At 47.5% G+C, this 22,283-nt stretch carries 27 protein-coding genes and 1 pseudogene; 21 read left to right on the forward strand and 7 right to left on the reverse strand.

Annotated elements, in window-relative coordinates:
* Positions 1-188 (reverse strand): annotated as a pseudogene (locus tag EGV91_RS16545) (NAD-dependent epimerase/dehydratase family protein); the annotation flags it as partial.
* A 68-nt stretch (positions 189-256) separates the two neighbouring features.
* On the opposite strand from EGV91_RS16545, the gene EGV91_RS16550 reads away from it, so the two are divergent.
* The 11 genes from EGV91_RS16550 (at position 257) to EGV91_RS16600 (ending at position 8,673) form a co-directional block, all read left to right on the forward strand.
* Positions 257-1,186 carry a type II secretion system F family protein gene (locus tag EGV91_RS16550; protein WP_135505674.1) on the forward strand — a complete coding sequence of 310 codons (930 nt, stop codon included), beginning with the start codon at positions 257-259 and terminating at the stop codon, positions 1,184-1,186.
* A 9-nt stretch (positions 1,187-1,195) separates the two neighbouring features.
* Complete coding sequence (locus EGV91_RS16555) at positions 1,196-2,134, forward strand: type II secretion system F family protein (RefSeq protein WP_135505676.1); 939 nt, start codon at positions 1,196-1,198, stop codon at positions 2,132-2,134.
* A gap of 19 nt (positions 2,135-2,153) precedes the next feature.
* Positions 2,154-2,375 (forward strand): hypothetical protein, encoded by a 222-nt coding sequence (locus EGV91_RS16560; RefSeq protein ID WP_135505678.1) that lies wholly within the window; start codon positions 2,154-2,156, stop codon positions 2,373-2,375.
* A 42-nt stretch (positions 2,376-2,417) separates the two neighbouring features.
* Complete coding sequence (locus EGV91_RS16565) at positions 2,418-3,827, forward strand: VWA domain-containing protein (protein ID WP_135505680.1); 1,410 nt, start codon at positions 2,418-2,420, stop codon at positions 3,825-3,827.
* An 88-nt stretch (positions 3,828-3,915) separates the two neighbouring features.
* Positions 3,916-4,299 (forward strand): TadE/TadG family type IV pilus assembly protein, encoded by a 384-nt coding sequence (locus tag EGV91_RS16570; RefSeq protein WP_158290634.1) that lies wholly within the window; start codon positions 3,916-3,918, stop codon positions 4,297-4,299.
* Positions 4,296-5,045, forward strand: coding sequence for a pilus assembly protein TadG-related protein (locus tag EGV91_RS16575; RefSeq protein ID WP_135505684.1), 750 nt, complete (start codon positions 4,296-4,298; stop codon positions 5,043-5,045). The genes EGV91_RS16570 and EGV91_RS16575 overlap by 4 nt, the downstream gene beginning before the upstream one ends.
* A gap of 9 nt (positions 5,046-5,054) precedes the next feature.
* Positions 5,055-5,243, forward strand: coding sequence for a hypothetical protein (locus EGV91_RS16580; RefSeq protein WP_135505686.1), 189 nt, complete (start codon positions 5,055-5,057; stop codon positions 5,241-5,243).
* A 20-nt stretch (positions 5,244-5,263) separates the two neighbouring features.
* Positions 5,264-5,980, forward strand: a complete 717-nt coding sequence (locus EGV91_RS16585) for a YciC family protein (RefSeq protein WP_135505688.1) — start codon at positions 5,264-5,266, stop codon at positions 5,978-5,980.
* A gap of 23 nt (positions 5,981-6,003) precedes the next feature.
* Complete coding sequence (locus EGV91_RS16590) at positions 6,004-7,080, forward strand: hypothetical protein (RefSeq protein WP_135505690.1); 1,077 nt, start codon at positions 6,004-6,006, stop codon at positions 7,078-7,080.
* A gap of 42 nt (positions 7,081-7,122) precedes the next feature.
* A complete protein-coding gene (locus tag EGV91_RS16595; RefSeq protein ID WP_135505692.1) occupies positions 7,123-7,905 on the forward strand; it encodes a hypothetical protein in 783 nt (260 codons plus the stop codon).
* Positions 7,906-8,019: 114 nt separating this feature from the next.
* Positions 8,020-8,673 (forward strand): DUF4309 domain-containing protein, encoded by a 654-nt coding sequence (locus tag EGV91_RS16600; RefSeq protein ID WP_158290635.1) that lies wholly within the window; start codon positions 8,020-8,022, stop codon positions 8,671-8,673.
* 43 nt (positions 8,674-8,716) lie between these two features.
* Here the strand turns inward: EGV91_RS16600 and EGV91_RS16605 are convergent, their stop codons facing one another.
* The gene (locus EGV91_RS16605; protein ID WP_135505696.1) at positions 8,717-8,947 is read right to left on the reverse strand and encodes an excisionase family DNA-binding protein; all 231 of its coding nucleotides are present in this window, start codon (positions 8,945-8,947) and stop codon (positions 8,717-8,719) included.
* Between the two features lie 170 nt (positions 8,948-9,117).
* Here EGV91_RS16605 and EGV91_RS16610 point away from each other — a divergent pair, with 170 nt between their 5' ends.
* The 7 genes from EGV91_RS16610 (at position 9,118) to EGV91_RS16635 (ending at position 15,817) form a co-directional block, all read left to right on the forward strand.
* A complete protein-coding gene (locus tag EGV91_RS16610) occupies positions 9,118-9,984 on the forward strand; it encodes a DMT family transporter (protein ID WP_135505698.1) in 867 nt (288 codons plus the stop codon).
* 118 nt (positions 9,985-10,102) lie between these two features.
* On the forward strand, positions 10,103-10,795 hold the full coding sequence (locus tag EGV91_RS16615; protein ID WP_135505700.1) for a response regulator transcription factor: 693 nt from the start codon (positions 10,103-10,105) through the stop codon (positions 10,793-10,795).
* Positions 10,773-10,934, forward strand: a complete 162-nt coding sequence (locus EGV91_RS17170) for a hypothetical protein (RefSeq protein WP_158290636.1) — start codon at positions 10,773-10,775, stop codon at positions 10,932-10,934. The genes EGV91_RS16615 and EGV91_RS17170 overlap by 23 nt, the downstream gene beginning before the upstream one ends.
* Before the next feature lie 2 nt (positions 10,935-10,936).
* Complete coding sequence (locus EGV91_RS16620; RefSeq protein WP_135505702.1) at positions 10,937-13,078, forward strand: sensor histidine kinase; 2,142 nt, start codon at positions 10,937-10,939, stop codon at positions 13,076-13,078.
* A 250-nt stretch (positions 13,079-13,328) separates the two neighbouring features.
* Positions 13,329-13,598, forward strand: a complete 270-nt coding sequence (locus EGV91_RS16625; RefSeq protein ID WP_135505704.1) for a hypothetical protein — start codon at positions 13,329-13,331, stop codon at positions 13,596-13,598.
* Positions 13,599-13,601: 3 nt separating this feature from the next.
* Positions 13,602-15,251: a solute symporter family protein gene (locus EGV91_RS16630; protein WP_135505706.1), complete on the forward strand. Its 1,650-nt coding sequence runs from the start codon at positions 13,602-13,604 to the stop codon at positions 15,249-15,251.
* A 23-nt stretch (positions 15,252-15,274) separates the two neighbouring features.
* A complete protein-coding gene (locus EGV91_RS16635; protein ID WP_241666211.1) occupies positions 15,275-15,817 on the forward strand; it encodes a hypothetical protein in 543 nt (180 codons plus the stop codon).
* 63 nt (positions 15,818-15,880) lie between these two features.
* On the opposite strand, the gene EGV91_RS16640 is transcribed toward EGV91_RS16635, so the two are convergent.
* From EGV91_RS16640 to EGV91_RS16660, 5 genes are all read right to left on the reverse strand, one after another.
* Positions 15,881-16,516 carry a response regulator transcription factor gene (locus tag EGV91_RS16640; RefSeq protein ID WP_135505710.1) on the reverse strand — a complete coding sequence of 212 codons (636 nt, stop codon included), beginning with the start codon at positions 16,514-16,516 and terminating at the stop codon, positions 15,881-15,883.
* Positions 16,491-17,537, reverse strand: a complete 1,047-nt coding sequence (locus tag EGV91_RS16645; RefSeq protein WP_135505712.1) for a sensor histidine kinase — start codon at positions 17,535-17,537, stop codon at positions 16,491-16,493. Before EGV91_RS16645 ends, EGV91_RS16640 begins: the two co-directional genes overlap by 26 nt.
* Positions 17,534-18,229, reverse strand: coding sequence for a cell wall-active antibiotics response protein LiaF (liaF, locus tag EGV91_RS16650; RefSeq protein ID WP_135505714.1), 696 nt, complete (start codon positions 18,227-18,229; stop codon positions 17,534-17,536). Before liaF ends, EGV91_RS16645 begins: the two co-directional genes overlap by 4 nt.
* A gap of 63 nt (positions 18,230-18,292) precedes the next feature.
* Positions 18,293-18,928: a PspA/IM30 family protein gene (locus EGV91_RS16655; RefSeq protein WP_135505716.1), complete on the reverse strand. Its 636-nt coding sequence runs from the start codon at positions 18,926-18,928 to the stop codon at positions 18,293-18,295.
* 12 nt (positions 18,929-18,940) lie between these two features.
* On the reverse strand, positions 18,941-19,282 hold the full coding sequence (locus tag EGV91_RS16660) for a lmo0954 family membrane protein (protein ID WP_135505718.1): 342 nt from the start codon (positions 19,280-19,282) through the stop codon (positions 18,941-18,943).
* Positions 19,283-19,455: 173 nt separating this feature from the next.
* Here EGV91_RS16660 and EGV91_RS16665 point away from each other — a divergent pair, with 173 nt between their 5' ends.
* From EGV91_RS16665 to EGV91_RS16675, 3 genes are all read left to right on the forward strand, one after another.
* Complete coding sequence (locus EGV91_RS16665; protein ID WP_135505720.1) at positions 19,456-20,538, forward strand: metallophosphoesterase; 1,083 nt, start codon at positions 19,456-19,458, stop codon at positions 20,536-20,538.
* A 12-nt stretch (positions 20,539-20,550) separates the two neighbouring features.
* Positions 20,551-21,168, forward strand: coding sequence for a DedA family protein (locus tag EGV91_RS16670; RefSeq protein WP_135505722.1), 618 nt, complete (start codon positions 20,551-20,553; stop codon positions 21,166-21,168).
* A 90-nt stretch (positions 21,169-21,258) separates the two neighbouring features.
* On the forward strand, positions 21,259-22,209 hold the full coding sequence (locus tag EGV91_RS16675) for a 2-hydroxyacid dehydrogenase (RefSeq protein ID WP_135505725.1): 951 nt from the start codon (positions 21,259-21,261) through the stop codon (positions 22,207-22,209).
* The last annotated feature ends 74 nt before the right edge of the window (positions 22,210-22,283 follow it).

A 22,283-nucleotide genomic window follows, 5' to 3' on the forward strand; every position in this document is an offset into this window, starting at 1 on the left:
CTGCGTAATCCGTCGTGCCGCCGCCTGGCTGTGCCACGTAGGACACCAGTCCAGGAAAGCGAACGCCGCGTGTATCGATGCCGAATTTCTGGAAATAATAATCGCATAAATAATTCGCCGGCCACTTTGTTGACGCCGTACATCGTCGTTGGGCGCTGCAGCGTGTCTTGCGGCGTATTTTTCTTCGGGAGCATTTGAGGATGTTCGGCATCGAGCTTGATGAAGCCATCTTCAACAAGCGGGAAGAGGTGGCGCAATGGACTTAAGCATTGGCATCTTATATGGGGCAGCAGTTTTGGCATTGCTGTTTGGCTGCTATCTATTTCTCGATTATCGCCGGAAAAAGCAGGAATGGAAGAAAAAGCTGAAAACATGGTATCCCGAAGAAAAAAGAAAAAGTGCAATCAGCGTTTGGGGCGATCGCTTTGATGAGTCAGAAATGTCTCAAGGGCTGGCTAGAAAATTGAAGAGCGCAAATGTCAATTTGCTTGCTTCTGAGTATATCGGAATGCACGCACTCGGCATTTTAATGTTTTATGTCGTGTTCAACATGATTTTTAGTATGGCTGCACTGCCGAGCATCATTCTGACAGCAGGCATTCTGGTGGGAAGCCACTTTTTATTGTTTTATATCCGCAAGAACAAGTATGAAGAGCGATTGAATAGCCAATTGAGCGAAGTGTGCCGGTTACTGGCAAACGCCGCAAGATCAGGCATGACGATTACGCAAGGAATTGACCTGGTGGCCAGGGAAGTCAATGAACCGGCAAAAGACGAATTCAAACGCCTCTCCAATGAATTAAAACTTGGCGTACCATTTGAAACAGCGCTGCGATCCGTGCAGAAAAGAAATGAGTCGAGGGACTTCCAGTTGTTTATCGCCACTCTATTGATACAAAAAAGAACGGGCGGGAACTTGGCGACGACATTGGAAACGATGTCGCATACCTTGGAAGACCGCAAATTATTGCACCAGACCATTCAGACGATGACGTCGGAACAGCGCTATATTTCATTGATCGTTCCCGCAATGCCGATTTTCATCTTATTGTTCATGAACAACATAATAGAAGGCTTTACAGATCCTCTGACCACGCCCATCGGCATTGTCTTGATGATTGCATTCGGCCTAGGAATTATTCTATCGTTTTTCCTCATACGCCAGATTACAAATATAAAAGTGTAGGTGATTAGCTTGGATGCTCTCATAATTTTTACGGTAATTGTGTTCTGGTTCATGGTGGTGCTGGGCATCCGAAACTGGTCGGTCTATGTGCAAGAAAAACGCGGCGTGCTGGCCCACGTCTCAGAACTGACCAGCATTGATGCATTTGATAAAAAGAAGAAAAAACGGAAGCAGAAAGCGAATCTGTTTCAGCGCATGACAGGCCATGCAGATGAATTTGCAGAGCTTGGGCAGCGTATTAACTTTTTCAGCGAAAACATTGAAGTTGCGGATTGGCTGAAAAAGTCAGGAAATCCCTACAACCTCACATTGGCCCGCTTCCAAGGGCTGAAAATCCTTTTGTTTATCATCGGTTTTTTCGCGGCGATGCTGGCTTTCGTCATCGGCTTCCCGCTTTCCAAATACGGCCTAGTGTTTCTGCCGCTGATCGGCTATTTCACCCCGATCTACATCGTCAGGCGCCAAGCCAAAATGAGGCAGGAGAAACTGAGCCGGGACCTTCCGGATTTCCTGGATACGATCAGCACCAGTATTCAGGCGGGGGTCAGCATGGATCAGGCATTAAGGGAGGTGATTCGCTTTTTCGACGGTCCGCTCCAGGAAGAATTTATGCGCTTCATGCAAGAAATAGACTTGGGAGTGCAGCGTGAAACGGCTTATCGAAACTTGCTGGAACGCAACGACAATGAAGAATTCCAGCAACTGATCAAATCTCTGTTGCAAGGCATGAAGCTGGGTGTGCCGATTGCAACAACCTTCAAGATTCAGGCAGAAGACATGCGCTTGCTGAGGCAGGAACGCGTCAAAGAGCTGGCAGCAAAAGCATCGCCGAAAGTGACGCTCGTCACGACATTTGTCGTCGCACCGGTTTCGATCATGATGATCGCGGGGCTGATGCTTTTGAACATGATTTACGGAGAAAACAGCATATTCAACATTTTGGATTAAAAACTTAGGAGGAATTGACATGCAAAAAAAATTAAACGAACTTAGCCTGCAATTGGCATCATCGGTACAAGCGAAAGTGGCAAATGAAAGAGGATCTCAAACATTGGAATGGATCGGCATTGCAGCAGTCATCGTCATTGTCGTGGGAGTTGTTTCCCAAGCGTTCGCAGGTGGAGGTTTTGGCGATACACTCGTTTCAAAATTTGAAGGATTCATCAGCAAAATCGGAGGAGGGGCTTAACCCCTCCTGTTTGGTTATTGCCAGTTTAGAAAGGAGCATCCGATGAAGCAAACAAGATACTTGCTGGTGGGCTTGCTTGCTGTGTTTCTGGCAGGCTGCCAGGAACAAGCGCAGCCAGAAAAGCCTCAAGCGGAAGCCACCGAACAACAAGAGCCAAAAACACAAGAGGCTCCTGAAGAAGCAGCGATAGAAAATGGAGAAGGCTTGGCAGCGATTCTTGCAGAAAAGGAAATGCTGCCTCTACCGACAGACGAAAAAGATTTGATCGATCAGCGTTCAGGAAAAATCAATGATATCTATGTCGTCAGCTCAGAAGAACGGAAGCAAGTCGAAGAAGCTTTCCTGGAAGAATTCGGAGAAGTTCCGCCATTGCCGGAAGATGCCTCTGAAGAAGAAATGGATTTGTATTTCAATTATATTTATTCTCTCATTGCCTATGATTTTCAGGACCCTCAGAGTGTCCTGGATCAAATGGAATTTGCATTGTCCGGAACACCAGAAGCAGATCCGCGCTTTGCTTTTAAAGAAAATTACAATGTTGAAATCATCCTGGATTCAAGCGGTTCGATGGCCAATCTTATCGAAGGGGAGACCCGGATGGATTTGGCGAAAAAAGCCATCCGTGAGTTCATGACCCAGGTTCCGGCAGAAGCGAATGTTTCGCTGCGGGTTTATGGGCATGAAGGAGACGGTACCGAAGCTCAAAAAGCCGCTTCGTGCGAAGCGATCGATGAAGTGTACAAGCGCGGAACATTTGATCAGGCGAAATTCAATCAGGCATTGGATGCATTTGAGCCGGCAGGATGGACGCCGGTAGCCGGAGCGTTGGAATCGGCAAAAGAAAGTTTTGCCGGGCTTGATGCGAAAACCAATACAAACCTGGTGTATCTTGTCAGCGACGGCATTGAAACGTGCGGCGGAGACCCGGTAGCTGTAGCCAAAACATTTTCTGAAAGCGATGTATCGCCGATCATCAATGTCATCGGCTTTAATGCAGACAGTGAAACACAGCAACAGCTAAAAGATGTAGCGGCGGCTGCAAACGGCATTTTCTCGAATGTCACGAGCGGCACGGAATTGACAGAGGAATTCGAGCAGTCCCAGGAAGTACTGGCGCGATGGGAAGCCTGGAAAGTGGATTCGGAAGTGGATGTGCTGGCAGCCAGCAATGCCAGTTGGCTGGCCATCACAAAATTTGAAAATCGCTGGCATGCAAGTACGGACCAGCAGCATTTAGGACTGATCCGCGTGTTTGGATTGTTGCGGGAGAAAGGGTACCTTACTTTCGAACAAGTCGACGCTTTGACGGCGAGAGCAGCAGAAATTGAGCAGCTTGCAAAAGAGTCAAGGGAAACACTGGTTGCTGAACTGAACCGGGTAAAAGAGCAAGGGCTTGAAAAAATGCGCACTGAGATCGATAAAAAGTATCCGGATGAAGCAGATCAACAATAAAAAGGGGACTCCCCTTTTTCGGCTTATTTATGCATCCCCCTGCAAGATAAGCCGGAAAAGCGGGAGTCTGCCAGCAAAGGTGGAGGCCATGAAAAAACTGATGAATGAACGAGGTTCAGCGACAATTGAATTTTTAGGGGTTGTGCCATTGATTTTCACGGTCATGATGATTGCCTGGCAGTTTATCGCGGGGTTCCATGGCTTGATGATTGCGGAATCCGCCGCAAGCGAGGCGGCAAAGGTCTATTCAGTGACAGCGGACGCGGGAGAAGCGACGGCTGCGGCACAGAACATAGTGGACGCCGGGGGCAGTTACATCAGCTTTGCCGGCGCCCCAATTTCGGGCACCAACGAATTTACAGCAGCCGTCAACGTCAACATCGATTTCGTCTTTCTGCCGGCCAGCATGTTCGGCGGGGGCAAACCTTCATTTTCGTATAGCGCTGATACGTCTGGCAAGGTGATCAAATGAACAGAATCCGGATCCGCCTTGCAAATGAACAAGGAAATGTGGCGCTTTTCGTTTTGGGGCTGATCAGCATCATGATTATCCTTTTCCTGCTGATTTTGAATTTGGCAGGCGCGTTGGTAGTGAAAGAGCAGGCGCTGTCCACTTCACAACAGGCAGCACTGGCTGCCACTGCTGCCTTGTATGAAGAACTTCCGGGATTTATCCTCACCTATGAAAAAGACTTGAAAGAATTTATTGAGGAAGAGGAAGCTGCAAAAGAAGAAGCGGATCCTGAGGAACCTGAAGAAGGCGAGGAGCCCGGGGAAGAAAAGAAAGAAAAGACCCTTGATGAACTGCTTGATGAAGAGACCGAAAAGCTTGCTGGCGAGATGGCAGGTTATACACTCAACGAAATACGCAACGAAGCACTTGACCGCATGCTGGCCAAAGAATTGGACAAAGGTTTAGGCAACGGCATGCTGAAGAAAAAGTTGAGCGAAGAGCTGGAATTCGATTGGATCAAATCAATGAAAGAAAGTGCACGCAATACGATCATCGCCAATGGCGGTGAACTCGACGGCGCGGTCATGACGGTATTTGATGACGGGCAAGTGGTTGTTGAATCATCGCATGAAGCCGGTGCAATCGGCTATAACGGCTTTTTTGCAAATGTTAAAGAAAATCTCTTTAAATCATCAAAAGGGCCCGAAGTGAAATTTGTACAGAAAATCCCCGGATGGGAAGGGAGAACATACTCCCTGGAATAGAGGTTTCCAATGAGCAAACAGAAAAAATGGCAACGAACTTATTTGGTTTTGATGATTTTCTTTTACTGCGTATTTGTTCCGGTCACGGTCTTGGAATGGCTGTCCGGCGACGGAGGGTTCCCATTTACTGCCATTGCGGTGGGGCTGGCACTGCCCTTCATGCGGAAAAACCATTTGGCTCAACTTCAAAAACAATAAAAAAGGATGGAGGTTTTGGTATGGAACGGCCAATCCGGTCAGCGTTAACTTTTTTCGGCCATAAATATGAGCGCATCCTGCTGCTGGTGCTGTTTATTCAGCTGCCCGTCATCTTGATCCAATTTTTTGCAGCTAATTATATTTTGGCGGTTACCCCGACTTTCGGAGCTTTGTTTTCGATTGCGGACGTCTATAACGCCTATATTGTATTTTCGCTTTTTTTGTTCACCTTAATGCCGTTTGCGGCTTTTTGGCATAACGAAGAAATGGGTTTAGAAAATCCGCTGCGGGCGGCATTTTTCCAATTTGTATTAAAAGCTTTTCATATCTTTCTGTTTTCGGTCGTTGCAGGAATAGTGATTACAATCGGCTTTATGTTCTTCATACTTCCAGGGGTCATATTGCTTGGGATATTCGCGATTGCCCCGATTCTGGCGGTTATGGACAATCAGTCAGTCTGGGCATCGGTTCGTGAAAGTACGCGGATATTTAAAGCGCATCACTGGAAAATTGTCTTGCTGATAGGAATTTTCGGTTTCACAGAACTCATTGGTTCCTATATCCTGCAGTTGATTATTCTGGATATCACTAGTTCCTTCCTGGCAATTGCTATTTGCCATATTTTCTTGAATACGATCTTCCTTCCATTGTTTTACTTGATTCTTACGACATTCACAGCGAAATGGAGAGAAGACATGAGTTTGTTCACGATTGAGAACAAAGAAGTCGGCTTATAAGAGTAAAACAAGGGAGGAACATTATGGAGAATTTAATGAAACGAAGTGTAGTGATTGCGATTATTTTATTGACTGTCGCTCAATCTTTCTTCTATTCGGTTGCAGCTGCTTCTGTTCAACCGTGGAGCGGCAATTCTTGGACGGGTGATACGTGGAGCGGCGACACTTGGGAAGGGACGCCGTGGCAAGGCAATACCTGGACCGGTGATACGTGGCAAGGCGATACGTGGCAAGGCGATGGCACGTCAGGCGATGGCACGAGCGGAGACGGAACGTCAGGTGACGGCACGAGCGGAGACGGAACGTCAGGCGATGGCACGAGCGGAGACGGAACGTCGGGCGACAGCACGAGCGGAGACGGCACGGATGGTACTGCTACCGATGCAAATGAAGGTCCAACAGGTTATGAAGTTTTCAACTATATCGGAAAAGATGTGCTGCTTGGGCAAGTGGAATTAGTGGGCGAGTCAATGACTGACGGCGGTTCGGGCATGGCAGGGAGCGCAATGAAATATCTTGCATCCAGTGTCTTGCTCAATGGCTTGAAATTAGGTGTAAATAATCCTGTAGTGGAAACTGTCACATTCGGAATTGATGCTTATGATAAAGGCGAAACGGTAGTCGCTGCGGTACAAGGTGCAAGAACGGCAACTCAGGCATCTGCCGCCGGGGCTACTGCAATGCAAGGTGCTGCAGTAGCGGCGCCGGCAATGGGAGCTTTAGGGAAGCTAAATGTTGCCACGGCAGCAGCTGGGGTAGTATTCGGTACAGTTGAAACATTTGGCGAAGTTTTCGGAGAAGGCGGAGCATACGATACTTGGCATGATTCTAATGCCAGTGGGGCAAAAAAAACAGCTGAAATTTCCGATGCCACTGCAAGTTTCGGTTCTACGTTGATGAGTGCTGGAGTTGTAGCTGCTGCAATTCCGGGAGGGCAGGCTTTGGGAGTTGGCTTAGTTATTGGAGGAGCGGCGCTTTGGGGAGTATCCAAACTCACTGGATATGTAGCGAATAATTGGACAGGCATTAAAAGTACAGCTTCTAAAGTAGGAAGTAAGATAGCTGATGGATGGAATTCGTTTACTGGCTTGTTTGGTTAATGCTATGATTTAGCTACCTATTAGTAAAGGAGAGATTTATTCATGGACGATCAAACAACTAAGTTGCTCCTAAAAAAAGTGAAAAAGCATAAAAAATGGACAGAAACCGTCTTTGTTAATCCGATTTATTGGGAAGTGAATGGCACGCCTTATTACATGGCAGGCTTTACAAAAAATAATCAGCCCGTAGCGAGTGCATACTTAACCACTGGAGAAGAAAAACTTGAAGAAGCTTTGATTGCCCAGCCCAAATTATCTCTTTTCGCTGATTTAAGTTCCAATATTCTTTCGGTTGGAGCAGAACGGACAAATATAGAGGCTGCTTTTTATACGAAACCTCTAGGGATTGCAATCACAGAAAAAGAGCCTGCAGTAATGCAGGGCCGAGAAGCATTCGTCCAATTATGGGAAGTTCAGCAGAAATTCAAAGCGTTAGTGAAAGACTATAAAAATTATTATGATGATGTATTGGCTCGAGGCCGCATAACTGAGGAAGATATCAGCAAAACTCAAGAAACAGCCATCATGGTCAATATGTATCAATATCTGACGTTAAAAACCTTATTGGACCAAAACGCTGAGATTCGATCGTTTATTAATTCCTTGGAACGCACAAATGGATGGAGCGATTTGACCAAAGATGAACGGATATTTGTTAAAGGAATAACCGAAAACATCGACAAAATGCGTAAAAATTTAGAGGGTCTCGATCTTATTATCGTTGAAGATTTTAACGAAATGAAAAAGTTGAATTACGGAAAAATGATTGAAGACAATAAGAAAATCATCGAAGGCCAGCGTCAGTATATCCGCTATCCGAAATAGTCTAAAAGAAAAAGCATCCCGGCGGAAAATGCCAGGATGCTTTACTTCATATTGAAACCATATTGGATCAGAAACAACTACTGCTATAAAGGTGAAAAAGTAGGAGGGGTCTGCATGATTAAGAAAGGAAGGGCTGTTAGCCTAATCGTGATACTGGCTCTTGGATTTTCCGCCTGTTCAGGCGAACCCGTTCCGGAAGAGCCTGCAGAAGAGGCAGAGGATAATGATTCTCCGGAACAACCGATCACCAGCGGGGAAACAGGAGCAGAAGATGCTGGTGAAGACAAGGGAGAGACAGGCGGAGAAGAGATTTCACCCGTACAGAAACAAATGGCCCTTGATGTGCTGAATGCGATTTTCAACGATGCAGAACAGGGCATAGTTTACAGATTGTCATCCGGCTTTACAATTGGAGAAAGTACACGCAGTGAAGTCTATGCACAAATTTCAGAACCTGAAGAACGGATTGGAGGATACGACTACTACCATGGATCGATGGGGCAAGCTTCTTATAAAATTCTCTTTGATGAAAATGATGTGATGAAAGAAGCGAGGTACTTCGGAACAAATGTGGAGCGGCAGACAAATCTAGGGGGGATTACACGGGAAGATTTGCTCCAAGAGCATGGGGAACCTGATGCCGAAAGAAAAATTCCGGATACGGGAGAAACCAACTTGATCTATTACGTAGGCGATTATGAACTGCAGTTTGTCATAGGGGGAAATGGCTCGACGGATCATGTTAATTTATTAGAGAAAGAGCAGTAAAAAGCATCCCGGCTTGGTGTGCCGGGATGCTTCATTTTAGCTGTCAATCTTCGTCTTTAATGTCCACGTCTTCTGGAATCGGTGTCATTTGCCATTCTTCCAAGGCTTGTTTGGCAAGCTCCAGCTGCTGGAAATGCGTGTCGAACTGAGAGGTGTTGACCAAGTACTGTTCACCGTCATGGACTGCGCGTATGCGGCCTTCTAACACGTAGCGAGCTACCTGTTCTTCAGGCATCGACAGAAAAGCGGCAGTTTCCGAGACTGTCATATACATGGGATCATCTCCTCTTTTTTCTTTTATTATAATGGAAAAAGGGAGCTATCTCAAACCATTCAATTAATGATAAGCTAATGGCAGAATGGCTGGCACAGACAAGGATAATGGCTTTTCATACATAATAAATAAGCGAGCGGGAGTGCTTGCTTTACCTAGAGGTGCATTTCATGAACTATTTACCATACATATGGGTGCTGCTGGCCGCAATGCTGTGGGGCACGACTGGCACTGCCCAAAGTTTCATCGAAGGAAACGCGCATCCGCTGACAATCGGTGCGATGCGGCTTGGAATCGGCGGCTTTACGCTGCTGGCTTTTGTATTGCTTGCGAAAAAATTGAGTTGGAAAGAGATTCCGTGGAAAGCGGCGTTGGTGTCGGCGGCATTGATGGCGCTATTTCAGCCGCTGTTCTTTTCTTCGGTGCAGCTGACTGGCATTGCCATCGGCACGGTGGCGTCAATCGGCAGTGCACCGGTATTTTCCGGGTTATTGGAATGGCTCATCTTGAAAAGGCGGCCGGACCGCGTATGGGCCGCTGCGACCGCATCGGCGATTGCAGGGTGCCTGCTGTTATTTTCCGACAAGCAAGCAGCAGTGATTGATCCCCTCGGCATTGTCCTGGCGCTGGGCGCGGGCATGTCTTTCGCAGGATATGCAATTTCAAGTAAAAAAGTGCTCGACCGAATGGATGCGGTGCCAGCGGTGGCCGTTATTTTTTCGCTGGGCGCATTAGCATTGCTGCCGTTTTTAGGGGTGCTGGACATTTCCTATTTGGCGCAACCAGGCAATCTGGCGGTCCTGGCTTATTTGGGCATCGGTGCGACAAGCTTATCGTATATTCTTTTTTCACACGGCTTGAAAAACATTCCGTCTTCCTCTGCAGTCACATTATCGCTCGGAGAACCATTGACCGCCGCGCTGCTCGGTGTTTTCATCGTCGGTGAACGGTTGAGTGGGATTTCGTGGGCTGGCGTCCTGCTGTTATTGGGCGGAATTCTCATTTTAACATTGGCCAAAAAGAAACCCATTTCTTGAGAAACAGCGGCATCCTATGGATTGCCGCTGTTTTCTTAAGAATTTCTTCATAAAATTCCTAAGTTGCCCTTAAGAAATTTCGTTTACAATAAATTACAGAGATGAAAGAGGTGGGGAAATGGCACAATTTACTGTAATGGTGACTGACGATGACCAGGATATCCGGGATGGCATCGAGATCTATTTGAAAAACGAAGGATATAAGGTGCTGAAAGCGGCAAACGGCCTTGAAGCACTGGAATTGTTGGACGTCAATGATGTGCATGTGATCATCCTTGACGTCATGATGCCAAAAATGGACGGTATCGCTGCTACTTTTAAAATACGTGAACAACGTAATATTCCTATCATTATGCTCAGTGCGAAAGTGGAGGATTCCGATAAAATACATGGTCTTTCGGTCGGTGCAGATGATTACGTCACGAAGCCTTTTCATCCAATGGAGCTGGTGGCGAGAGTGAAATCACAGTTAAGGCGCTACGTCAGCCTTGGCACATACGAAGATAAAAAACAGCGCATTGAAATCGACGGGCTTATACTCGATTCCGAATCCAAAGAAGTGTCGCTGCACAATGAGGCAATTAAATTGACGCCGATTGAATTCAAAGTGACCGAGTTATTGATGGCGAATGCCGGGCGTGTTTTTTCCATCCAGGAAATTTACGAACGCGTCTGGAACGAACCGGCCTATAATGCAGAAAACATCGTGGCCGTGCATATCCGGAAAATCCGTGAAAAGATCGAAGCAGATCCAAAAAATCCAAGATACTTGAAGGTGGTGTGGGGCATTGGCTACAAAATGGAAAAATGATTTATGGTCGATTACAGCAGTCATTATTGCGTTATTCTCTTTGCTGTACTGCTGCTCATTCATCTTGGATATGATTAAAAATACATCAACTGCTGACTTGCTGGCATCGCTGCGCCTGTTGTCGAAAGGGGATATTTGAAGATGAAGAAATGGTTATGGCTGGCAGCAACGGCTTTTGTTATTCTCGGCCTTTTTATTCTCATGGAAACGGTTCCCGGTTATTTTGGCAAGCAATACACCGAATCCGATGAATTCAAAATGGATTACGCCTATTATACCGATAGCTTGATCACCTATGAACTTGCGCCGCCTGATGCAGAAGAATTGGCAGACCGGCCGGTAACGCAAAGTGAAATAGAAGAATACCGCAACCGCTACGGATCGCTCGCTGAACAAGTCGAGAATATCCAAAGCCAATATGCAGCCGATATTGAAGAGGCCAAAGCTGCAAAAAATGAAGATGTAGAAAAAATTCTTCTTGAAGAACGCGATCGCAAAATAGCGGCAATCCAAAGCAATTTTTCGGACAATGAAGTCGTGGAGGGAAAAATAAAAGATGAAAGGCAGGAAGAAATCGCCAATTCCTTGAGAGATTTGAATGCCAATAAACCTGCATTCAATGCTGACTACGCCTATTATGCCTATGAATTGAAAAATACCGAAACTGGGGAAGTTTTCACAAAAGGAGAACTTTCGGAAAATCCAGTGTTTGAGAAAAACTATACAGCAGCAAGGCCGTTGAGTGACCGTGAACCCGATTATTTTAACTCTTATTTGGATGGGGCCGTCAACGAAGCAACTTTTGAAGGCGTGATCCAAATCGATCGCGAACTGCTCGCAGCGTCAGATAGCAGCAGCAGCTTCAATCAATTCAATTTTATCAAGTCGGTTACTTACTTTTTGTCTATAGCTGTAGCGGGAGTAATGATTGCAGTGATAATGTTTTTGCCTTTCCGCTGGGAATGGTTCACATTCAGCCCGCTGTTTGAAAAATGGGCGGGCTGGCGTATGGAATGGCGGCTGCTCACAGCTTTTCTTACGGTAGTTTATGCCTTATTCGCTGCAGGCAACTTCAACACGAGCTTGATGAACAGCTGGTCAACCAACTACGCGAGCTATGGGCTCAGCCTTGGCGGCGAGTTCATCGTCGCATTAGCTGTCACTGCGCTTGCGATTTTGCAGGTGATTTGGCTGGCTGCCTATTACAAAACGCCTGCTTTGTTCAAACAGGAGTTTCAAAAGAGCGTTATCCACCGCAATGTGAAGGGGTTGAAACAGGTTTTCTTGAACAAATCGATCGGCGTCCAATCGCTGGTTTTATTGACGGTGATTTTCTTTTGGGGATTCGGCACGATGATGTCGATTATCATTCCAGGAATCCTGCTGGTATGGCTGCCGGCGACGCTGTTCATCGGCATCCCGGTACTTGTGTTGATGTTGAAGCGCTTCAGCTATTTGAATGTGCTGATGCAGGAGACAGAAGCGATGGCGAGGGGGCAGCTGAACCAAGCGGTGCCAATCCGCGGCTCTTCGCCGCTTGCCAATCATGCACGGCAGTTGAACCGCTTAAAAGAAGGCGTCAAGATATCGATGTCGGAGCAGGCGAAAAGCGAGCGGCTGAAAACGGAATTGATCACAAACGTCAGCCATGATTTGCGCACGCCGCTGACTTCGATTATCACCTATACTGATTTGTTGAAAGCGCCGGTATTGTCGGATGAAGAGCGTTTGTCCTATGCTGGCATACTCGACCGCAAATCACAGCGCCTGAAAACACTGATTGAAGATTTGTTTGAAGTATCCAAAATGGCCAGCGGCAATATCGAGCTGCATCGTTCAAAGCTTGATTTTGCACAATTGCTGCAACAGGCGCTTGCTGAGCATGCGGAAGATATTGAGCAATCCGGTTTGGATTTCCGTGTATCGATCGGCGACAAGCCACTGTACATCTATGCGGATGGGCAAAAATGGTGGAGGATGCTGGATAACTTGATTTTGAATTCGCTGAAGTACGCGCTTCCGGGCACCCGTGTATTCGTGTCGCTTAACGGCACGGGCGGTGAGGCGGAATTCATCATCAAAAACATCACCCGCTATGAGCTGGGCGAAAATCCCGATGAGCTATTTGAACGCTTTAAGCGCGGCGATGCTTCAAGGCAGACCGAGGGTTCAGGTTTGGGCCTTGCTATTGCGCAATCGATTGTCGATCTTCACGGCGGAGCCTTAAAGATCGAAGTAGACGGGGATTTATTCAAAGTGACAGTAACCATTAAAAGTGCATAATAGCTAGAAGAAGCCAGTCTATAGCCCCTGCTATAGGCTGGCTTCTATTTAGTTCGGATTATGAAGTATACATAAGTTATTATAATTATTAGAAAATTCGATTGACTTAAAATTGGGAAAGCGGTTACAATCAAAAGGTCAATACTCTTAAAATAAAGAAAGGGAGGGAATTTCTGGGTTGAAACTGAGCGTTCGCTCAGCTGTTTATGCAAAGGGGCAGTAGTTTATTTCACGAAATGGGGGAGAGTATATGAAGGCGTACAAAAAAGAAGTGCAGTTCACTATTTGGATGACAGCGGCTTTCATCCTGGTAGGAAATGTTGGGCTGATTTTCTCGATATTTCCAACCGATGCAATTTTCTTAGGGTTTCCATTAAAGTACATTTTGCCGATCCTAATGGGGTGGTTCGGTGTGTTCCTATTAACGATTGTTGCAGGTATTATTGGCAATCGCATCGATGATGAAATCGACGCAGAAAATGATTTGCTCGACAACTCCCGCGATACGGAAGGGGTGTAACGGATGGAAAACCAAAACTGGCAATTAGATAATCCTTGGATGGGATTGGGCGTCATTATCGCCACGTTCCTGTTATTTTACATAGTCGGTTTTATATCGAACCGCAAAAGTACTTCCGCTAAAGAATTATATGTCGGCAATTCAAATACAGGAGCGCTTGTCAACGGCTTGGCAATGTCGGCTACGTATATGAGTTTAGCGACATTTCTAGGAATTACCGCACTTATTCTTCAATTGCAGGTACCATTTATCATGCTGTGGATCCAGCTGATCTTAGCAATTCCGCTGATTACGATCATTTACGGCACAAGCCTTCGCCGCATGGGTGCGTTTTCGCCGACGCACTTTATCCGCGACCGCTACGGCAAATCGGCTTCCATCATTGCCGCGCTGTTCATGATCCTCGTTTCCATCATGTATGCGCTCGGGCAGATGATCGGCATCGCCGTGACGTTCGAAACATTATTGGGCATTCCTTATTTGACGGGCTTGATCGTCGGCGGATTGCTTATTGTCGGCTATATCACAGTAGGAGGCATGGCAGGAGCGACCAATAACGCGGCAATCCAGATGGTTATCATGGCCTTGATGTTCATCGTTCCTTTAGGGGCAATCATGAAAGCAGTCGGCGGCACTGGCTGGTATTTCCCGCCATTATTGTACGCAGATATGGTTCCGGCAATGCTGGACGCATTGCCGACTTTCTTCGATTATCAATTTTCACCAAAATGGTATTTCTCAATCATCCCGGCTCTGACAATCGGTGCTTTGGGGCTTCCCCATTTAGCGATGCGCGTTTACACGGCTTCAAACCTGAAGAGCGCACGGGCAGCGATGGTCTGGTTCGCCTTTATCCTCGGATTGGTATTTTCAGCCACTTACGCGATGGGGTTTGTCGGAGTCTTTGCAACGACCACACAAGGGCTGCAGATTTCTCCAGAAGATGCGGACAAATTGACGATCATCCTCAATTTGGTTTATAACCCTGACTGGGTTACAGCATTGGTTATCGCCGGAGCCATTTCAGCCGGGGTATCTACCTTGAGCGGAAACTTGCTGGCAATCGGCGCTTTGCTGTCCCAAGACATTGTCGCTACTTTGAAGCCGAATATTTCCCAGCGTGTGAATTTGCGACTCGGGTTTGTGGCGATTTTCCTTGGCGGCGTCGTCAGTATTCTATTGGCAATCCAACCGCCCGCATTCCTGGTGGTCAGTATCCTGTGGGCATTCGGCCTTGCTGGAGTGACGAACGCGCCGCTTATCATCGTCGGCGTATGGTGGAAAGAAGCCAATAAATACGGTGCTATGGCGGCTTCAATCGTCGGCGGCATTCTGTACATTGTCGTGTCGCCTTTCGTCTTCCCGAGCATTGTCTTGACTGGACATGCTGTGACAGACGGCATGGGGCTTTCAGGCGCAATGCTTGCCGTTCCCGTAAGTTTTATCTTGCTGATTGTGGTGTCGTATATCACGAACCGCATGCCGTCACTGGCGAAAAACTTGACCAAGCAATCGGATATCGAATTGGTCGAACGGATCCACGGCTGGAAAGACATTAAAACTTACCGCTACAACAGCAAAGTCGGTGCGGGCATCACGGTCGTATTATCCGCGGTTGTTGCTGTCTGGGCATTGATGCCTTGGGGCATGTAAGAATGGAAAAAGGAGTGATTAAAATGGTCAGAAATATGGTGGTGTTGAATGAAACATATTTTGGGGCATTTTTAAACTCACCGAACATCAAAGTGATCAGCAATCTCATTTTGCTGTTTACCGGAGTGGGCTACGGCGCGATATCAATCGCGTCGAATGCCTCATACATAGCGAACTTCGATTCACCCGTGCTGCAAAATGTCCTAGTGCCGCTGATTTTCATCCTTTTTGGCCTATTGTCGGCGTTTATCACGAAAATCGGACTTGCGCTGCTGCTATGGGCGGGGGCAAAAGGGTTGGGCGGCAAAGCGCTGTTCAAGGAAATCAATCTGGCTTCCCCTGTTGCGCTGCTTCCCGGGTTGCTGGGTGTCCCATACTTAGCCGGTTGGGGAGAAGGCACCTTCATTGTCGCCGCTCTGCTGGTGGCAGGCATTGTATGGATGTATTTCGTCAGTGCAAAAATCTTGAAAACAACACAGAACTTCACCAATAAGAAAGCGTATTTGGCGGCATTCCTGGCGTTCTTATTTTTAGCAAGCGTTTATTACATCGTCGTGCCGTCTTAAATGGAATCTGAAAAAAGTTGGAAGCCCATGCTTCCAGCTTTTTTTTTGTAAAAAAATAACCCCTCATTGTGGAGGGGAAATGAGGCGGTGCTGATACGCATAGATGGCCGCCTGGGTGCGGTCATGGACTTCGAGCTTCGCCAACAGATTGCTGACATGGGTCTTGACTGTTTTCAGCGCGATGAACAACTTATCCGCAATTTCCTGATTGCTGTAGCCCGATGCAATCAGCAGCAAAATCTCCATTTCGCGGTCTGTCAAATCTTCATGAGGAACATGGCTGTGGCGCATCTGCTTCATCATCTTGGTCATCACTTCCGGTTCAAGGACCGGTGTGCCACTCATCGTCGAGCGGATGGATTCCGCGATGCGGGATGCTTTGGACGTTTTCAGAATATAGCTGACCGCACCGGCTTTCAATGCAGGATAAACTTTGTCGTCGTCAGGAAAGCTGGTGACAATCATGATTTTCGCTTCCGGCCATTGGGTGATGATGGCGTCGGTCGCTTCTGCGCCGTTCATGACGGGCATGACCATATCCATCAAAATAACATCCGGCCGCAATTCGAGCGCCATCTTTACAGCTTCTTCACCATTTACTGCCTCGCCGGCGACTTCCATATCCGGCTGCGATTGGAGATAGGCGGAAACGCCGATTCGGACCATCTCATGATCATCGGCTAATAAGATTCGAATCATCGGAAACCTTCCTTTCAATAGGGACTTTCACTTCAATGATTGTGCCCTCAGAAGGCACAGAAACGATTTTGCTGACGGCGCCGATTTCAATGGCCCGTTCTTCGATATGCTTCAAGCCATATGAAGTGGATTTTGATTGGTCGCTTTCAAAGCCTACACCGTTGTCCTGGATGCGCAGAATAGCGAAATTATCCCGTTCGACAAAAAGGATATGGACTTCAGTGGCTTTGGAATGGCGCAGTGTATTCGAAAGCGTTTCCTGGGCGATGCGGAAGAGATGGTCTTCTGCGCCTTTTGGCAAAGGGACTTCTTCCAATTTGGAATCGATGTCGAAATAGACTTTTTCCTTCAGTTCGGCGATCAGTTCAGCCAATCCTTGTCGCAAGGTTTTATTGTGCAGCGCTGCCGGGCGGAGATGGAGCAGCAACGCGCGCATCTCCAATTGTGCCTGCTGAACCATTTTTTCCGTCTGCAATAGTGCGGGAGCAGCCTGTTCACGCTCTGTCATGGAAGACAGGAGCATCGATGCGGCAAATAATTGCTGTGATACCGAATCATGTAATTCGCGCGCCAGCCGCTGGCGTTCCATGATCAGGCGTTCCTGAATCACTTTGTCCTGGGTTTCCGCGCGTTCATTGGAAATGCGGGCTAAGCTTCTGCGCTGAGATTCCAGCAACTTCTGGAGTTTTAAAATAGAAGAAGCCAAATTGGCAGGCAGCGATTTCATATGAGCAGCTTCAATGACAATGTGGTCTTCGTTGCGCAGCAAAGCTTGGAAAATTTCCTCGATATCCTGTACTTTTGCGCGTGACATCGATTCCGACCACCAGGCAATGCCGATTGAAAGCGCAAGCACCAAAACGAGCAGCCAGATGCCGAACGGCAGACCGGCAACGAAATCTTCCCACAGCACGGACCAGGCAGTGAAGGTAGGAAGCCCCAGCAGCACTGCCAGGATGCAAAATACGATAAAAGCGAACAAGGCCATGAAGAAAAGGCCGCGCGGCAGGATCTGTCTCATCGGCGGATCACCTCGACATCTCCCATCCACGTAGTGATTGAAATGATCATTTCAACTTTGCCGTCATCAGGATAGCCATCCTCTGCATGAAGAGAACCGTTCCAAATTCGTTCTTTGGCGCCGTTGAAAAAGCGGGCATCGCCAAGAATGGCAGAGTAGTAGACGCGTACCGGAACTTCATAGGGAACGATGATTTTCACTTTGCCGAAGCCTTGGCGAATCGAAATCAACGATGTCCGTTTTGGCAGCACCGTCTGGGTTGCGTCAATAAGCAGATCGCCGGCAATTCCTTGGATGTGTATATCTTTCCATTCATATGCTTCAATCGGTGTTTGCTGGGCTGCGAAAAATTTATTTTGAATCAGCCCTTTGTCAACGCCGCCGCCGATTGGCAGCTGCTGCTCCCACTCCTCACCTTTCCAAAGGCGGATCAGCAAGTAAATGGCCACCGCAAAAACGATCAGCCTTAAACTCCACATCGACAGCACGGCAATGCCGATTAAGATGACGGCGGTCCAAACATAAGCTTTGCGGGACTCTTGCTCTTTGTTCATCGCGTAATACAAGATTCCGAGGCCAAGAAGAACCAAAAATATGCTGCCATTTCCGAAAAAGGCAACTTCTATAAAAATGAGCAATAAAGCGCTCCATAAAATCAGTGCTTTTTTATTGGTGGCCAAGTGGTCCAACATGTTTTTTGCCTCCTTCTTTGCAGCGGAAAAGCGAGAAGAAGGAAACCTTCTTCTCACTCTAGTTTACCCAATTTCTTTTTGCTGTGCGCTGTTTTTTTCAAGTGATTCCAAGCGATGCTCCATCGTTGAGCGTTGGTGCACCTCTTCGGCTTCGCTGCCGAGGCCGCCGATGAATGCGGACATATTATCTGATTCCAAAGTTTCCGCTTCAAAGCCGGAAGCCAGCACTTTGTCCATCTGATAATGCGCGCGAGCAGCATTCTCTTTCCCCATCAATTGCAGCTGACGCAATTTCATGTCTTTTACTTTATGCTGCATTTCTTCGAATCGCTGCTCCAGACGGGTGATTTCCTCAAGATTTTCTGCAAGGCTATGTTCCAATTCGCTGACACGATTCGAATAAGCTGCAACTTCCAGTTCAGCAAACCTTGACAAGTCGCTTTCACCTGAAGCTTGTGCGAGCTCGAGCTGCGCCTTGCGCTTCTCAGCCATCGCGGATGCTTCCGCCAGCTCCTGTTCCAGTTTCACTGTCAGCTGGGCTTGGCGTTCCACCCATTTGCCTGTCATTTCCGTCTGTTTTTGGGCTTCCGCAATAAAGTGGTTCAAAGCAGCCAGTGGATTTTTTTCTTCTTTTTTCGTCATCACCATGTCCATGTCAGTGGCTACAGCGAATTTTAAGCGTTCCCATAAAGTTGTCATGCCGATTCCTCCTTATTTGTTTAGTTTCTGCCATTGGTTTTCAAAGTTTGTGAAAGGGTCTTTTGCGTCTTGAAACGCAACAGGGCGTCCGTTCCAGTTGCGGTAAATCATCCATAGACCGGCTGCTGCCGCGACGCCAAGCAAAGCAGGGACATTCGAAATGGCTGAAATTGCACCGACGGCACCGACGATGCCCCACCAGATTTTAGCGGCAAGTGAAATGCTTCGCAGGTAATAATGGATCCCTGCATACAGGATCAACGCGGATACTGCAAGCCCGACAATTGCCCCCAGATTCGACAAGACGATGATTCCGGCGATGATGCCGAGTGTGATCATCCAAAACTTATTCATTGTTATTTCCTCCTCTCAATTTGTATCTTCATCTTAACAAGCACACCGTTTTCAGAATACGGACCCTGACTGCATCTTTGACTAGGTCTTGGGGTGTAGTGGTGTTCGGGAAGGTACTTTTTCAAGTAAGTGCTATAATAATTTTTAGACAGCAGGAAAAGAGGAAAAAGTGTATGAAACAGTTCGTCGCCATTGCTGGTGCTTTGAGCATTTATATGGCACTTATCGGTTATTTGGGATGGAATACGTATTTATGGGTTGCTTCATGGATCTCCTTGGAACCGTGGCTGTTTGCTGGCCTATGGGCGATTATTGCTTTCAGTTTCTTTATCGGCCGCATCGGCCATAACTGGTTGGCATTTACCGTCATCGGCTCATATTGGTTTGCCTTTTTGCAATACGCAATCGTGTTGTTTCCTGTCGCGAACTTGGTGAGCGTTTTGGTGGAGTGGCCGCGTGAAGCATTTTATATCGGCAATGCCGTTGCGGTAATAATGCTTGGGATTTTACTGATTGGCTCTTATTTAGCATATAGCCCGGCTGTGCGCGAGCTGGAGATAACGGTTGGCGATGTGCCGGCAGAACCGCTGCATGTCGTCGTAGGCTCGGATTTTCATCTGGGCGTATTGTCAGGGAAACGGCATTTAAAGCGTTTTGTCGACAGGGCAAATGCGTTGAAGCCGGATGCTGTTTTTTTAGCGGGGGATTTGGTCGATGACGATCCGGTATGGTACGCACGCTATGGCATGCAGGAAGAAATGGAGCGATTGACTGCGCTCTTCGGCGTATACGGCGTTCTGGGCAACCATGAATATTACGGCCGTAAAATTCCGCTGCTCGTCAAAGTGATGGAAGATTCCGGAGTCCGGATTTTGCGTGATGAAACTATTTTGGTTGCGGAACGTTTTTATTTAACGGGACGGGAAGACCGAACCAATGGAAAACGCCATCCGCTCAAGACGCTCGAGCCAAAAAAAGACTTTCCATGGATTGTCATGGACCATACGCCATCGGATTTGAAAATGCCGGTGCAGCTGGGAGCGGACTTTCACATTTCCGGCCACACCCATAAAGGGCAGATGTGGCCGAATGGCTGGATCACCAAAAAAGTGTTCGAGTTGGATTATGGCCACCGCTTGATCGAGAAAACCCATTTTCTTGTTTCTTCGGGATTCGGATTCTGGGGGCCGCCGATTCGGATTGGCAGCCGCTCGGAATTATGGTCGGTAAAAATGAAGTTCGGGAAAGAGCAGTAAAGGAGACAGCAAATGGAACAATGGATTATAGACGTCATGTCTGATTACGGTTATTTTGGTATATTTTTTCTTATCATGTTGGAAAATGTGTTTCCGCCAATTCCTTCGGAAGTCATTTTGACAGTGGGGGGCTTTATGACCACCACTACCAATATGACGATTCCCGGAGTGATTTTGGCTTCAACAGCGGGCTCGGTGAGTGGCGCAGTGGTCCTTTATGGACTCGGCCTGCTGCTTGATGTTGAGCGGCTGGAGAAAATCGTCGATAAATATGGGCGCGTCCTGCGCGTCAAACGGGCAGACATTCACCGGGCGGATGCCTGGTTCGACCGCTACGGCATTTGGACCATCTTTTTCGCTCGCCTGATTCCGCTGATCCGAAGCTTGATTTCGATCCCGGCAGGTATGGCGAACACGAAATTCTGGCTATTCATCACCTTTACGACGCTCGGTACTTTGCTCTGGAACACAGTCCTCGTTTTTATTGGCGAAGCAGTCGGGGAAAACCGTGCAGCTATTATGGAGCAATTCGATATTTATTCCAACGTCGTTTATGTGTTGATCGTTCTCGTGGCATTAGCGGCAGTATGGTTCTACGTGAAAAAAATCCGCAGCCGGCCAATGGACTGAACAAAATAGATTTTCCAAAAACTGCCGGCAATTGCCAGCAGTTTTTTAAATTGATATAATTGTTTGATAATAAAGAGACGGAGGGTCCCAATGAAACCTATCATTTTTATCACACAGAAATTACCGGATGAAGCAGTCTCGGGCTTGCATGAGTCTTACGAAGTGCGCATGTGGCACGATGAGAAAGCGCCGGCGCCGCGGGAAGAAATCATGAAACAGGCTGGGGAAGCACATGCTTTATGGACGATGCTGTCCGATAAGGTGGACCGCGAATTGCTCGAAGCCGCACCGAATTTGAAAATCGTTTCGAATCTGGCTGTTGGCTATAACAATATCGATATCCACGCAGCCCATGAACGAGGCGTCATGGTAACGAATACGCCCGATGTCCTGACGGAAAGTACAGCGGATCTGACATTCGCATTATTGCTGGCGACAGCTCGCCGCATTATCGAAGCGGAGCAATCCGTGCGTTCAGGCGACTGGAAATCATGGTCGCCAATGGGAATGGCGGGGCGCAACGTCGGAGGCGCGACACTTGGCATCGTCGGCATGGGCCGCATCGGTGAAGCGGTTGCTCGGCGCGCGCAGGGCTTTGGCATGAACGTGCTGTATCATAACCGGACACGGCGCAGCTTTGAAGACGTCAAATACGCGAAGCTTGATGATTTGCTGCAGCAATCGGATTATGTCGTCATTTTGACGCCGCTGACGCAGGAAACGCAAGGCATGATCGGGGAACGTGAATTGTCTCTGATGAAAGAAACCGCTTGCCTCATCAATGTTGCGAGAGGCGGAATTGTTGATGAAAAAGCCTTATACGAAGCACTAAAGGCGAAGAAAATCTGGGGCGCAGGCCTAGATGTCTTTGAAACAGAGCCAGTGCCGCTTGACCATCCACTGCTGTCATTGCCGAACTTGACGGTGCTGCCGCATATCGGAAGCGCTACCGTCCAGACGCGATTGGCGATGATGGAAATGAATGCACAAGCAATTGCTGCATGCCTTGAAGGCAAATCGGTGGAAAACCGTGTCTGTTAGAATTTGGTGAAGCTGTTTTCAATTATGAGAAAGTTGAAGTTTGCCGGAATTTATTATAAAATAGTCTAGGTTTT

The organism is Planococcus koreensis, assembly GCF_004761975.1.
Classification (GTDB): Bacteria; Bacillota; Bacilli; order Bacillales_A; family Planococcaceae; genus Planococcus; species Planococcus koreensis.